Consider the following 14,266-nt stretch of genomic DNA (forward strand, 5'->3'; position numbering starts at 1 on the left):
GTATTTAGCTATATTTGTTAGAATATAGAAATATTATAGTTAAACTTTATTACTTCTGAATGAAATCAGCCCGTTATTACTCCTTAGATGTATTTCGTGGTGCCACGGTAGCACTAATGATTTTAGTAAATAATCCAGGAACCTGGTCTGCGATATACCCACCTTTAGAACATGCTAAATGGCATGGCTGTACCCCTACGGATCTGGTTTTTCCATTTTTTCTTTTTGCAGTAGGAAACGCTATGACTTTTGTGATACCTAAATTTCAACAGCAGAATAGCTCCGTTTTTTGGAAAAAGGTGATTAAAAGAACATTATTAATCTTTGGTATAGGATTGTTTCTTAACTGGTGCCCTTTTTTTAAATGGAATCATGATAGTTTAAGCTTTATAAGCTGGGAAAGCTCTGATGGAAGTGGAGTTCGTATTATGGGAGTACTGCAAAGAATTGCCATTGCTTACTTTTTTGCATCGGTTATTGCCTATTACTTCAAAGAGAAAATGGTTTTATGGATTAGTGGTGCATTGCTGGTTATTTACTGTTTACTCACCTCATTGTTGGGCGGAGCAGATCCATATAGTATAGAAGGTTTTATCGGTGTATCAATAGATCATAGCATATTGGGAATAGCACATGAATACAAAGGAGAAGGAGTTCCTTTTGATCCTGAAGGTTTATTTAGTACTATTCCTGCAATTCCACAGGTTTTATTCGGTTATCTGATAGGCAATTATATTCAGAAGAAAGGCAATATTCAATGGTTTGGGAAATCTCTGAAAGAAAATAGTATCTACTCTATGTTGTCTGGGCTTTTTGTCCTGGGGATTATAGCATTATTTATTTCTTATGTATGGCAATTAGACTTTCCATACAATAAGAAGATATGGAGTAGTTCCTATACCTTGCTGACTACAGGGTTGGCTATAACAGTTCTGGGAGTGTTAATATGGTTTATTGAAATTCTTGAGATAAGAAATAAATTAATGAAATTCTTTGATGTATTTGGTAAGAACCCCTTATTTATATATGTTATCAGTGGAGTAGTACCTAGATTATTCAGTCTCATCAGACTTGAAAATGGAATGGATGATAAAGGGAAAATAAAATATTTTTCGCCATTGGGGTGGTTTCATAAGCATGTATGTGAGCCGATATCCTATTCACCAGAGCTTGGGTCTTTTCTATATGCACTTATTTTTCTTGGATTCTGTTGGCTATTGGCCTACTGGCTGGATAAAAAGAAGATCTATATTAAAGTGTAAATATTGCGCTCGAATAATAATGTAATCAGGAAATTAAAATTTGTAAATTTGAAGTAAATTGATGGAAATGAATACAGCAGAACTAAAAATTGACATAATAAATAAAATAACCAGGCTCAAGGAGGCACGTATAGTTGAAGAAATTCAAAAGATATTAGACTTTGAATTAGATCAGGGTATTTTTCAGTTAAGTGATGCACAAAATAAAAGAATTATTGAAGCAGCTCAGGATGATTATTTAACAGATGAGCAAGCAAATAAGGATATTGATGAATGGCTGCAAGGAAAATAATCTGGACGCAAAAAGCAAATCTTGAACGAAAAGCTATTCTTGAATACTGGATTGAAAGAAATAAATCCAAAAAGTTTAGTATTAAACTAAACAAACTTATAATAAGCACTATAAAGCAGGTTGCTGAAAATCCTGGTATAGGACGCAAAACTAATTTGGAAAATGTTCGGGTAAAGATTATTCGTGACTATCTGCTTTTCTATGAATTTGATGAAAACTATTTGAAAGTTTTAACCCTCTGGGATGGAAGAAGAGATGAAAACTCATTACAAGTTTGATACTCTTCGATAATTCGTCAAGCTCATTACAGGCTTGGCTCAGAATAACATTGTTCTCCAAAAAGATTTTTATTTTAGAGATGTCAGGCCGAGTTCAATCTATAGTGAGCCTAACGAGAACTATCAAAGCTTAATGTTTTTTTGAATTAAAATTAAACAGGCTAATAAATACACTAAACCAATAACTTGGCAAAACAATCCTGTAAATTAAAATCCTAGAATTTTAATTCTATAGAATCCTGAAATATTTTAGGAGTGATTCCCTCATGCTGCCTAAAAATCCGGGTAAAGTAATTGGTGTCCGCAAAACCAGTCTGGAAAGCAACTTCTTTTATGCTTTCATGTCTGGCCAGAAGTTCTTTTGCTTTTTTTATACGTTCTGCCAGAATAAATCTGTTAGGTGAAATTCCCAACTCTTCTTTAAACATTTTAAAGAAATTAGATTTGCTTACATAGGCAACATTTGCAATCTGATCTATTGTAAGTTTTTGGTGCAGATTCTTTTTGATAAACTCAATAGCAAATCCAATGTGGGACTTGCTTTTTATAAGGCATTTCTCAACAAGGTTTCGGCCTTGTGTCTGCATTAGCCGGATTAATAATTCTTTCAACGCAAAGTCTGCCATAACATCCTTCTGAGGGTTGTCATCCATAGCTATACGAATAATATTATTAGTGGTAAGTGCCAAAGCAGGAGTATTAAAAAGGTAGAATTCATCCATAGAAATATTCCAGTTAGAAGCCTCATCTACTTTTGGCGACCGGAAGTTAAGTTCATTCAGAGAATTTTCCACAAAGTCAGGATTAAAGCTTAGGGTAATACACTGCGATGGAGTCTTATCAGCTTCCGGAAAATCAATAATCATAGTTTCACCAGGGGCTACCAAAACGCTTTCCCCCGGAAGATATTCGAAATAATCCGTTTTCCCGTCCAGCTTCATTCGTTTTTTTCCCTGAAGCATTCCGGTAAAAGTGAGGTTTTCAAAGTTCAGCTTCACATTAGAAGCACTTCTGTGGGTTTCATAAATGCTGAACTCACAATTTTGCATACCAAAGGTCGTCTTGTTCTCTATAAAATTAGAAAGCTGATTTTCTTTTAAAAGTGCAAGTGTATTTACCAAAGACTTTGCATTTTCCATGACTCCTTTTTTTAACTGTGATTTATAAAAGTATTAAATAAAAATCAAACAGATCCATAAAGTATTGTTAATGAAATGATAAAATTAACAGGTAAAGATTATTGTGCTATAAAAATGGAATATTATGCTATGTGTTTGGTCATAGAGTAGATAACTTCGGTTGAAGGAGATTTTAAAAAAATAATTATGAGTACTACAGAAGCTGTGCTTGCAGAAGATAAAGCACTAAAAAGACCTGAGTTCAAGGCAAAATATGATAATTATATCGGTGGTAAATTTACAGCCCCGGTATTAGGTGGTTATTTCGATGTGGTTTCACCAATAGATGGAAAAGTTTTTACTAAAGTAGCACACTCTACTAAAGAAGATACTGCGCTGGCAGTTGATACAGCTTATGAAGCTTTTAAATCGTGGAAAAATACATCTGCTACAGAGCGCAGTATTATGCTGAACAAAATTGCAGATCGTATAGAACAAAATCTGGATTATATTGCTGCTGTGGAAACCGTAGATAATGGAAAAGCTGTTCGGGAGACACTGGCTGCGGATATTCCGTTGGCAATTGATCATTTCAGATATTTTGCAAGCGTTATCAGAGCAGAAGAAGGTTCACATAATGAACTGGATAAAGATACCGTTTCACTAATTGTAAATGAACCTTTAGGGGTTATCGCTCAGATTATTCCATGGAACTTTCCGATTCTTATGGCTGTGTGGAAATTAGCGCCGGCATTAGCTGCAGGGAACTGTGTGGTTCTGAAACCTGCAGAAAGTACACCCGTATCTATTATGGTTTTAATGGAACTAATCGGAGATCTTATTCCTGATGGTGTTGTTAATATTGTTAATGGCTTTGGGGCAGAGCTTGGGCGTGTATTGGTTACCAATCCTAAAGTATCTAAAGCAGCATTTACAGGATCTACAGCAACAGGTCGTATGGTAATGCAGTATGCTACAGAAAACATTATTCCTGTAACACTGGAATTAGGAGGTAAATCGCCAAATATATTCTTTAATTCGGTAATGGATGCAGATGACGAGTTCCTGGATAAAGCTATTGAAGGAGCCGTTTTATTTGCTCTTAACCAAGGTGAAATCTGTACCTGTCCATCCAGATTACTGGTTCAGGAAGATATTTATGATGCATTTATTGAAAGAGTCATAGACCGTGTGAACAAAATTAAAGTTGGAAATCCGTTGGATCCGACTGTAATGATGGGGGCACAGGCCTCTCAGATTCAGAAAGATAAAATATTGTCTTATATAAACCTCGGAAAAGAAGAAGGAGCAGAAGTATTAACAGGAGGAGACGTGAATAATGTAGGTGAAGGTCTGGAAGATGGATTCTATATCCAGCCAACACTATTCAGAGGAAATAATAAGATGAGAATTTTCCAGGAAGAAATCTTTGGACCAGTACTGGCCGTTACGACTTTTAAAGATGAAGAAGAAGCAATTGCTATTGCAAACGATACCATCTATGGACTGGGTGCAGGTGTGTGGACACGGGATGCACACCAATTATACCGTATTCCGAGAGCAGTTGAAGCTGGAAGAGTATGGGTGAATCAGTATCATTCTTATCCTGCAGGAGCACCGTTTGGAGGATATAAACAATCTGGAATCGGAAGAGAAAATCATAAAATGATGCTTGACCATTACCGCCAGACCAAAAATATGCTGATCTCTTATAATAAGAACAAATTAGGCTTTTTTTAAATAGTGTGTTTGAGCAACTAAACCTGGAAGATATAAATATTCTGAAAGGTTTAGTTGTTTATTATCCGTTATATAATCCGAGTATGGTGTAAGAAACTTGGTGCATTAAAAACAGCATTATGCAAATGAATGTTTTGTGTCCTTGTGTTGACTATGAATTTTTGAATTTTATATAGAATTCAAACTAAAATAAAAGTAAATATGATTCCAAAAACAATGAAAGCAGCGGTTGTCCAGGGTTATGGAGAACCATTAAAGATTCAGGAAGTACCGGTGAGAGAACCTGGCCGTTATGAAGTATTGGTAAAAGTAATGGCGTGTGGTGTCTGCCATACCGACTTACATGCTGTAGACGGAGACTGGCCGGCTAAACCAAAAATGCCGTTGATTCCGGGTCATGAAGGTGTAGGTATTGTTGTTGCTTGTGGTCCGGATGCTATGGTAAAAGAAGGTGATGCTGTCGGAGTTCCTTGGTTATATAGTGCTTGTGGATGCTGTGATTATTGTATAACAGGTTGGGAAACACTTTGTGAAACCCAACAGAATGGAGGATATAGTGTAGATGGAGGATTTGCTGAATATGTAATTGCAGATTCCCGATACGTGGGACATCTGAAATCTAATGTCAATTTTCTAGAGATTGCGCCAATTTTGTGTGCCGGAGTTACCGTCTATAAAGGATTAAAAGAAACAGAAACCAAACCTGGTGAATGGGTTGCTATTTCCGGAATTGGCGGATTAGGCCACGTTGCTGTACAATATGCAAAAGCAATGGGAATGCATGTCGCAGCTATAGATGTTGCAGATGATAAGCTGGAGCTGGCAAAAAAACTAGGTGCAGATATTACTGTAAATGCAAAAACGACCGATCCGGGTACCTACTTGCATAAAGAAGTGGGTGGAATGCATGGCGCTTTGATAACAGCTGTTTCCCCGATCGCCTTTAAACAAGGAATCGATGTGCTTAGAAGAAAAGGAACTATTGCCCTGAACGGGCTTCCTCCAGGATCATTTGAGCTTCCTATTTTTGAAACGGTACTAAAGAGGATTACAGTAAGAGGCTCTATTGTAGGGACAAGAAAAGATTTGCAGGAGGCATTGGATTTTGCCAATGAAGGCTTGGTAAAAGCTACAGTGACTTCAGCAAAATTGGAAGATATTAATGATGTTTTTGATAAAATGAAAAAAGGCCAGATCGACGGAAGAATAGTCCTGGACATTGCAGGAAGTCAAAACTAACAGATAAGTATTTAATTTTTTTAATGATGTAAAAATAGGTTATGATTTCCAGGCTGGATATAACAGATAAAGCATTGTCTGTAGTAAATGAGTTAGAAGAAAAATATGGGCCGTTAATGTTTTATCAGGCTGGCGGATGCTGTGAAGGAACTCAGCCTCAGTGTTTTGAAAAAGGAGGTTTTTTTCCGCGGATGAATGATGTTCTGCTCGGTCATATTAAAGAATATGAATTCTGGGTAGACAGAGATTTATTTGAATATTGGCAGTATTCACATTTTACGCTAGATGTTCTGGACGGCTATGGCCCTGGAGGATTTTCTCTGGAAACACCATTGGGGAAAACCTTTAAAATACATTACAGGTTATTTACTCCTGAAGAACTGGAAAATCTGGAACCCGTAAAAAGAAATGATGCTTAGATATAAAAAAAGTGAACCATTTGGTTCACTTTTTTTATAGTATTAGTTGGTTCCTTTACGTTTAGGTTCCTTTACCTCAGGCCAGCTTTGTCCTGCAGGCATAGTACGTTTCTGTCTGCTTACCAGTTCGGGTTCTTCCGAAGCCATATAAGCCATAACTGCAGCTGCAATTACGTTGTTCTTTACTTCATCAAACATAATTTTGTCATAAGTATCCCTGTTGGTATGCCATGTATAGCCAAAGTAACCCCAGTTAAGAGAACTTAATGAAATCCCCGGTACACCAGCTGCTACAAAAGATGCATGGTCAGATCCACCGCCGCCAGGCATTCCCGGAAACGACGTTTCGATATGTTTACCCACATTTTTAGGAAGAGCTGTCATCCAGCGGGTAAGGTAATCATAAGAATCTACAAAACCTTGTCCCTGAATATTAACAACACGGCCTGTTCCGTTATCCTGATTAAATGCTGCCTGTGTATTTTTGATAATTTCAGGATTATCCATTACAAATGCTCTGGAACCGTTTAGTCCTTGTTCTTCGCTTCCCCAATGTCCTATAATAATAGTTCTTTTGTTGTTAGGGTAGTATTTTTTTAGGATTCTTGCAGCTTCCATCATGGTAATAGTACCTGTTCCGTTGTCTGTAGCTCCCTGTGCTCCGTCCCACGAATCGAAGTGAGCAGAAAGGATTACATATTCGTTTGGTTTTTCTTTTCCTTCAATTCTTGCAATGGTATTAAAAGACTTAGCTGTTCCCAGATTTTTAGATTGAGCATTTACTTTTATTGTCGGTTTTTTGCCATTCAAAGCCAGACGATAAAGCATTCCGTAATCTTCAACAGCAATATCTATCATCGGGATGTTTTTGGTTTTAGCTCCAAAAATTCTGTTAGCTCCCATAATACCAGTCCAGTTAGAAATAGCAATACCAGCTGCACCCGCTTTTTCTAATGCTTCAGGAAGAGTATTGTTATCATAACCTGTATTTTTAATTAAAGTCCTGAAATCTTCAGCATCTTTATCTCTTTGTGCTTTAAACTTCTCGTACAATTCCGGAGTAGCAAATTCTTTTAGTTGATAGTCAGGGCGGCCGGATCTTTGATATTGTGCCATCAATACAAATTTGCCCTTAATTCCTTTTAACCATTCTGTAAATTCAGAAGGATTATTCACTTTAGGAAGTATTACCACCTCAGCATCTATTGCTTTTTTGGTAGCAGGAGACCATGCCAGCTGCATCGATTCCAGACTTTTTACACGCGGTGAAGTCATTTCTACCTGTGTAATTCCTCTTTGCCAAGAAGCCCATTCACCAAACTGTTGGTTTTGCGCATCGATTCCCCAGCCTTTATATTTTTCTACAGCCCAGTCGTTAGCTTGCTTCATTGCAGGCGAACCTACCAAACGTGGGCCAATAACATCTAATAACTCAAAAGCCAAATTTTCTAACTGAGAATTATTATTAGCTTCATTTACAATGTTTTGAACTACAGGATTTAATTTTTCCTGTGAAGTTTGCTGGGCCGACCAGAATTGCGCCGAAATAGCTAACGCAGAAAGCGTAATTTTTTTGTACATATTCATACTCTTTTCATTTATATATTTCGGAGTCTAAATTAACGAATAATAAAAGTTTTACCAAGTTTATGGTCTTTTGTTTTAAGATTATTTTTGATATGGTTGATAAATTATAGTTATTTTTGTTTAAACTTTATAAAATAGATAAAAATAGTAGTGGTTTATGTTTCCAATATTAGTTACCAACAGGTTATTGCTTAATCAGCTTGAAGACACAGATGCAGAAAGCGTTTTATTTCTTCGGTCTAATGAAGAAGTAATACGCTATATCAAAAGAGAGCCCGATCAGAATATTCAGCAGGCCTATGATTTTATCCGGTTGATCAGAGATCGATATGAAAATAAAAGCGCAATAAACTGGGCTATCCGTAAAAAAGAAAACCCTGAGTTAATCGGAGGAATATGCCTGTGGAAAATATCCGCAGATCGTAAGACAGCAGAGGTAGGTTATGATTTAAAGCCCCATTACCATGGTAAAGGAATTATGTCAGAAGCCTTGGTTGCAGTAATTGAATATGGTTTTTCAACACTTGGTCTTAATAACATTGAAGCTTTTACAAGCCGATACAATGAGGCTTCTAAAAACTTATTGTTAAAACATAATTTTATACTGAATCCTGAACGTACTGACGAGGATAATCTGGATAATCTTATTTTTGAGCTTAAAAGAAATACTACTCTTCAATAGGTGGATTAAATTTTTCTCCTACCAGTCGTGTAACGACCATTGCTGCTACAGTATCTCCGGTTGAGTTAAGTATTGTAGCTAATGGGTCTACCAATGTACCAATAATTATCACTGCCGGAATAGCTTCTTGTGGAAGGTTATAAGCGGATATCATCAGCATTTCGCCAATGTAGCCTCCGTTGGGAATACCTCCGGCAACAACGCTTACAAAGACTGTGATCCCCAAGGCTATAATCAGGTTGTTGAAATCGAAAAAGTCCCATCCCAATAAGAGAAAAGCAACATATATTTTTACAATAGAAGAAATAGATGATCCGTTTTTATGAATGGTTGTTCCGATAGGAATGACAACATTAGCAACCGAATCGGGGATTCCAATTTTTCTGGCAGCATCCAGATTGGCTGGCATAGTTGCCAGACTGCTGCAGGTACTGATGGCTGTAAATGAAGGCACAATATTATTCTTCCAGAAAAGCTTAATGCCCTTGGTTCCGTTAGCTACAAAAGCATATAAACTGAAAAATACAAAGAAGTAAACGATTCCTGCTCCATAATAAACACCCAAAGGTTTTGCATAGAATCCGAAAAGCTGAGGCCCTAATGTACCGACTTGGTATGCGATATAAGCACCAAGCCCTATAGGTGCAGCTTTCATGATCAGTATTAATAATTCTTTCATTACTTCGTTTCCGCCTGCCATAAACTTGCGGAAAGTATCTGTTTTTTCAGGTGCCGATTTACGGATAGCAATCCCCAAAAGGAAAGAAAATATCAACATAGCCAGCATATTCTGCCGGGAAAGCAACATGTAAAATTCTCCAACAGTAAAGAAACGTACAATCCTGTCACTCCAGGTTTCTGTACTGGTAATGTTTTCCGCAATTGTTACGGCTGCATCGGTTGAAGGTCTCGCAGTAGGAAAAAGATATACAGCTCCGATACTGAAAATAGCAGCAATAATGACAAAACACAGAAAGGTAAACATCATGGCAAAAAGTATCTTACCCAGTTTCCCTTTTTGTTCAATAGCCGATACAGAAGTTACAATGGCAAAGAATACCAAAGGAATAACGGTAACGAAAAGAAGGTTAAGAAAAATATCTCCGACAGGTTTAAGATAGTTTACAACATTTGGAAAAAAAATACCGATTATGCTGCCAACAGTAATACCTATCAGAAGGAGAATAATATTGGAATAACTCTGCCAGAAAGAGTGTTGAGTTGTTGTCATCCGAAAAATTATAAAAGTAAAAATACAAATTAATAGGATTGTTTTTTAACAAATAATTGGCCATACTTTTCTTTCATATTCATTAAATTTGAGAAAACATATGTTCTATGGCATTTATTGATTATTATAAAACTCTGGGAGTCAATAAAAATGCGACCCAGGATGACATAAAAAAAGCTTATCGGAAACTTGCCCGAAAAATGCATCCGGATCTTAATCCGGATGATAAGGAGGCACATCATAAATTTCAGGAACTGAATGAAGCTAATGAAGTGCTGAGTGATCCTGAGAAACGTGCAAAATATGATAAGTATGGTGAGCACTGGAAAAATGGTGAGGAATATGAGAAGTATGAAAAAGCCAGGCAACAACAGCAAAATTCGCAACGAAGCTATTCGTCAGGAGGTTTTTCGGGTGCTGACTTTGGTGAAGGCGAAGATTTCTCTGACTTTTTCCAATCTATGTTTGGTGGCGGTGGCAGTGGATTTAGCTCTTCTTCCAGAGGAAGAAGCTCTGGTAAATTTAAAGGCCAGGATCTGCATGCAGAGCTGCAGCTTTCTTTACATGAAGCAGCAGAAACACATCAGCGTACACTGGATGTAAATAATAAAAAAGTAAGAATTACAATTCCGGCAGGTGTATACGACGGACAACAGATAAAGTTGAAAGGCTATGGCGTAGAAGGACATAATGGCGGACCAAACGGGGATTTGTATATCACATTTATTATTCCTGAAGACGCCCATCTTAAACGTTCAGGAGATGATTTGAAGACAACTGTAAACATAGACATGTATACTGCTTTACTAGGGGGAGATGTTGAGGTGAAAACCTTAAACGGAAGTGTAAAACTGAAAGTAAAACCGGAAACGGCCAATGCTTCAACAGTAAGGCTGAAAGGAAAGGGATTCCCTGTGTATAAAAAGGAAGGACAGTCCGGAGATTTGTATGTTACTTTTAATGTACAGCTGCCAAAGAATCTTACAGACAAACAAAAAGAATTACTAAAAGAAATGCAAAAATCCTAAGTTATGGAAGAGAGAATTTCACGCGAAGAACTGATTAAGCTTTACAATATAGAAATGTCATTTTTAGAGTCTTTAGAAGATTCAGGTTTACTGCATCTCCAGATAGAAAATGAGGTTAAATATCTTTCATATGGCGATCTTCCTGCTTTGGAACGCTTTACCAACTGGCATTATGATTTGGATGTTAATCTACCGGGGATAGAGATTATCAGCAATCTGCTTCAGAAAATAGAAGCAATGCAGCAGGAAAGAAAGAAAATGATTGAACAATTCCATTTCAGAGGAATTGTATGGGAGGATATTGAATTGTAAATATACCTTCTGAAATATTTTTTTAGAGTTTTACATTAACTGATATTTCGTGAAACCCTTGTCAAGGTTAATTCAGCATTCATTATTAACCTTGACAAGGATTGTAAACTAAATCTAAATTCACGTTGTATTAATGTACTAACAGATAAAATTAATAAGAATCACTGTAAGGTAAACAGGGCTTTACCTTAATTTTGCTTTATGAATATTTATGACCTTGTAATTATTGGTGGCGGGCCTATAGGATTGGCTTGTGCATTGGAAGCAGAGAAAAAGAAACTTTCCTATGTTATTCTGGAAAAAGGCACAATAGCCAACAGCCTTTATCACTATCCATTGTATATGCGTTTCTTTTCGTCGGCAGACAGACTGGAAATAGACGGAGTTCCGTTTATTACAACAGCTCCCAAACCTGGAAGACAGGAAGCTTTGGAATACTATCAGGGAATTACAAGACAAAGAAATATTAATATCCGTCTTTATGAAAAAGTAACGGATGTAGTGAAAGAAGGTACATTATTTAAAGTCACTTCTTCTAAATCTGAATATATTGCAAGCAACGTTATTCTGGCAACCGGCTTTTATGATATACCTAACCGAATCCATGTGAAAGGGGAGGAACTGTCTAAAGTGAAACACTATTATTCTGAGCCTTATCCCTATACAAAACAAAAAGTTGTCGTAGTAGGAGCCAGTAATTCTTCTGTTGATGCTGCATTAGAAATTTACCGTAAGGGTGGGGATGTTACTATGATTGTCAGAGGCCCGGAAATCGGAAGGAGAGTAAAATACTGGGTACGTCCCGATATTGAAAACCGAATTGCTGAAGGCAGTATCAAAGCATATTTTAATGCTGAGTTAACTGAAGTTAAAGAGGGAAGTATAATCTTCAGAGATGAAGATGGTAATGTTCGCGAAATTGAAAATGATTTTGTATTGGCTTTAACCGGTTATTTGCCGGATTTTGAATTTCTTGGTAAAGCAGGTGTTTTATTAGAAGGCGAAAGTCTGGTTCCGCATCATAATGACCATACAATGGAAACCAATATACCCGGGCTTTATCTGGCAGGTGTAGTTTGTGGCGGGAAAAATACCCATTTGTGGTTTATAGAAAACTCCAGAATTCACGCCCAGATTATAATGAATGCTATTGTTGCTAAAAAATTGGGTGTTGCCTGAAAAATAAAAACTTAATTCTTCTGTGGATAAAGGATAAAATAAAAGACTGACCGGAAGCCCCGATCAGTCTTTTTTCGTTATTTTAATTGACCTGATTTAAGGTAAATAAACGTTCGAAATTTTTAGCCTGTGTGGATTTAGGTGTTTTGCGCAGCATTAGATTTCTTATCCCCATCAGGAGCTTATTTTCTAATTGCGAGATCTTTCCGATTTTCCAGCTGGTATTCACAACATAATGGGCTTTTTCTCTTCTTATAGAAGGGTAGCTTTCAAAAGCCTGCTCCGGATTGTAGCTTTCCAGTAATCTGAATAAAACATAAGCGTCTTCTATTGCCTGGCAGGCACCTTGTCCCATATTCGGCGTAGTAGCATGGGCGGCATCACCCAGTAATATCACCCCGTCTTTCTGCCATTCCGTAATGGGTTTCAGGTCCTGTAAATTTGCGGTAAACCATTTCTCTTTTGGTGTATTTAGAATCATTTCTCTTATAAATTCCGGCGCATCCAGAAGGTAGGCCCTTAAGTCATTCTGCTTTTGATAAAGCTTCTGATTAATCAGAAAATACCAATAGACATTAGCCTCTGAAATTTCGACAAAGCCAAATCTTTTTCCTTGCCCCCATCCCTCTATTAGCTCATTCTTATATATCGGTGGTAAATTAAAATGGGTAACACCGCGAAAACAAATCTGATGTGCGGCTCTAAGCTGTGTATCCGGAAAAAATATTTTTCTGATTTTCGAATTAATGCCATCGGCTCCGATTATAAAAGTATGATTTGCTTTATTTCCATTTTCAAAGCTTAGCTCATAGTGTTTATTCTCAACTTTTACAGCGTTCGAAAGTCTGCTGTTTAAAACTATATTTTCTTTGCCTACTTCGTCTGTCAGGATGTGATGCAATTCAGCACGGTGTATGGCAATACTTTTGTGACCGAATTTTTGTTCAAAAGGCAGTAATGGTGTTTCAGTGATTGGAGATAATTTAAAATCGGTTACATTAATACTGTCTACTTTCTTTCCGGCAGCCAATATCTTATTTTCTATCTGTAACTGATGGTATACCTGCATGGCATTAATGCCCAGAATAATTCCTGTTCCAACAGGTTTTAATTCTTCAGCAGCTTCATAAACTTTAAACGGTATATTTCTTCTTTTTAGGGCTAAAGCGGTTGTTAATCCACCTATCCCTGCTCCTATAATAGCGATATCCATAATAATTTTGTATTAAATTAATACAGCAAATTTCGCTGCTATAGATAGCAAAAACGTTCACTTATGTTAACAAAATACGGCTTTTTATCCGGGACAAAGATTGTGTTGTCACACCAAGATAGCTGGCTATATATTTTTGAGGTATTTTTTCAATAACTTTAGGTCTGTTGGTAAGTAAATTCAGGTAGCGTTGTTCGTACGTGTAGAATAAAAGCTCCTCAATTCTGCGTTTAGCTTCCAGAAAGCATATATCCGCAATTTGCTTATAGAAACCAATCCAAAAAGAATCTCTTTCCATAAGAAAATGTAAATGCTGTTTTTCTATCAGAACAATTTCTGTTCTCGTTGTTGTCTGTAATTGCCAGTTTGATTTCGCTCCACTAAGAAAACACTCATAGTCACCAAAAAAATCACCATCTACTTGTAATAAGAAACTAATATCTTCACCCTCCTGATTGATGGTAAAGGTCCTCAGAGCTCCTTTAATAATGAATCCCAGCTGATGAGAGAGTTCACCATTCTGCATTAAGAAGCTTCCTTTTTTGTATTTAACAATTGAAGAATTCTGCATTAATTCCTGCAAACGCTCGGTAGATAAATTGAGTTTTGCTGCCAGTACCTGCAATTTTTCGTTCATATAGTTTTCCTGTTAATTGACTAAAAGAAAGGATTAATCAGTATTTATT

General features: G+C 36.8%; 15 protein-coding genes. 10 read left to right on the forward strand and 5 right to left on the reverse strand.

Features of this window, described 5'->3' with window-relative positions; all coding sequences use genetic code 11:
• The first annotated feature begins 59 nt into the window (after positions 1-59).
• The 3 genes from AYC65_RS01535 to AYC65_RS01545 all read left to right on the forward strand — a co-directional run bounded on the left by AYC65_RS01535 (position 60) and on the right by AYC65_RS01545 (position 1,832).
• Positions 60-1,262, forward strand: a complete 1,203-nt coding sequence (locus AYC65_RS01535; RefSeq protein WP_034866146.1) for an acyltransferase family protein — start codon at positions 60-62, stop codon at positions 1,260-1,262.
• Between the two features lie 67 nt (positions 1,263-1,329).
• Positions 1,330-1,554 carry a hypothetical protein gene (locus AYC65_RS01540; protein ID WP_234300216.1) on the forward strand — a complete coding sequence of 75 codons (225 nt, stop codon included), beginning with the start codon at positions 1,330-1,332 and terminating at the stop codon, positions 1,552-1,554.
• Complete coding sequence (locus tag AYC65_RS01545) at positions 1,536-1,832, forward strand: type II toxin-antitoxin system RelE/ParE family toxin (RefSeq protein ID WP_034866141.1); 297 nt, start codon at positions 1,536-1,538, stop codon at positions 1,830-1,832. Before AYC65_RS01540 ends, AYC65_RS01545 begins: the two co-directional genes overlap by 19 nt.
• 215 nt (positions 1,833-2,047) lie before the next feature.
• Here AYC65_RS01545 and AYC65_RS01550 read toward each other — a convergent pair whose 3' ends face one another.
• Entirely contained in the window at positions 2,048-2,971 is a 924-nt protein-coding gene (locus AYC65_RS01550) for an AraC family transcriptional regulator (protein ID WP_034866138.1), read from the reverse strand.
• 186 nt (positions 2,972-3,157) lie between these two features.
• Between AYC65_RS01550 and AYC65_RS01555 the strand changes: the two genes are divergently transcribed.
• From AYC65_RS01555 to AYC65_RS01565, 3 genes are all read left to right on the forward strand, one after another.
• The gene (locus AYC65_RS01555) at positions 3,158-4,690 is read left to right on the forward strand and encodes an aldehyde dehydrogenase family protein (RefSeq protein WP_034866136.1); all 1,533 of its coding nucleotides are present in this window, start codon (positions 3,158-3,160) and stop codon (positions 4,688-4,690) included.
• Between the two features lie 201 nt (positions 4,691-4,891).
• Complete coding sequence (gene adhP / locus AYC65_RS01560; RefSeq protein WP_034866132.1) at positions 4,892-5,929, forward strand: alcohol dehydrogenase AdhP; 1,038 nt, start codon at positions 4,892-4,894, stop codon at positions 5,927-5,929.
• Between the two features lie 41 nt (positions 5,930-5,970).
• Complete coding sequence (locus AYC65_RS01565) at positions 5,971-6,348, forward strand: DUF779 domain-containing protein (protein WP_034866129.1); 378 nt, start codon at positions 5,971-5,973, stop codon at positions 6,346-6,348.
• Between the two features lie 42 nt (positions 6,349-6,390).
• Here the strand turns inward: AYC65_RS01565 and AYC65_RS01570 are convergent, their stop codons facing one another.
• Complete coding sequence (locus AYC65_RS01570) at positions 6,391-7,935, reverse strand: M28 family peptidase (RefSeq protein WP_174561925.1); 1,545 nt, start codon at positions 7,933-7,935, stop codon at positions 6,391-6,393.
• Positions 7,936-8,092: 157 nt separating this feature from the next.
• Between AYC65_RS01570 and AYC65_RS01575 the strand changes: the two genes are divergently transcribed.
• A complete protein-coding gene (locus AYC65_RS01575; protein WP_034869388.1) occupies positions 8,093-8,617 on the forward strand; it encodes a GNAT family N-acetyltransferase in 525 nt (174 codons plus the stop codon).
• Here the strand turns inward: AYC65_RS01575 and AYC65_RS01580 are convergent.
• Positions 8,604-9,848, reverse strand: coding sequence for a dicarboxylate/amino acid:cation symporter (locus AYC65_RS01580; protein ID WP_034869385.1), 1,245 nt, complete (start codon positions 9,846-9,848; stop codon positions 8,604-8,606). The two genes, AYC65_RS01575 and AYC65_RS01580, sit on opposite strands and share 14 nt — an antisense overlap.
• A gap of 107 nt (positions 9,849-9,955) precedes the next feature.
• Between AYC65_RS01580 and AYC65_RS01585 the strand changes: the two genes are divergently transcribed.
• The 3 genes from AYC65_RS01585 (at position 9,956) to AYC65_RS01595 (ending at position 12,367) form a co-directional block, all read left to right on the forward strand.
• Positions 9,956-10,876 carry a DnaJ C-terminal domain-containing protein gene (locus tag AYC65_RS01585; protein ID WP_034869382.1) on the forward strand — a complete coding sequence of 307 codons (921 nt, stop codon included), beginning with the start codon at positions 9,956-9,958 and terminating at the stop codon, positions 10,874-10,876.
• 3 nt (positions 10,877-10,879) lie between these two features.
• On the forward strand, positions 10,880-11,188 hold the full coding sequence (locus AYC65_RS01590; protein WP_034869379.1) for a chaperone modulator CbpM: 309 nt from the start codon (positions 10,880-10,882) through the stop codon (positions 11,186-11,188).
• Between the two features lie 201 nt (positions 11,189-11,389).
• Complete coding sequence (locus tag AYC65_RS01595; RefSeq protein ID WP_034869377.1) at positions 11,390-12,367, forward strand: YpdA family putative bacillithiol disulfide reductase; 978 nt, start codon at positions 11,390-11,392, stop codon at positions 12,365-12,367.
• An 82-nt stretch (positions 12,368-12,449) separates the two neighbouring features.
• On the opposite strand, the gene AYC65_RS01600 is transcribed toward AYC65_RS01595, so the two are convergent.
• Both AYC65_RS01600 and AYC65_RS01605 read right to left on the reverse strand, forming a co-directional pair.
• Complete coding sequence (locus AYC65_RS01600; protein ID WP_034869375.1) at positions 12,450-13,580, reverse strand: FAD-dependent monooxygenase; 1,131 nt, start codon at positions 13,578-13,580, stop codon at positions 12,450-12,452.
• A gap of 61 nt (positions 13,581-13,641) precedes the next feature.
• Complete coding sequence (locus tag AYC65_RS01605) at positions 13,642-14,217, reverse strand: Crp/Fnr family transcriptional regulator (protein WP_034869372.1); 576 nt, start codon at positions 14,215-14,217, stop codon at positions 13,642-13,644.
• Positions 14,218-14,266 lie beyond the last annotated feature (49 nt).

The organism is Elizabethkingia bruuniana (genome assembly GCF_002024805.1).
In the GTDB taxonomy this organism is placed as follows: Bacteria; Bacteroidota; Bacteroidia; order Flavobacteriales; family Weeksellaceae; genus Elizabethkingia; species Elizabethkingia bruuniana.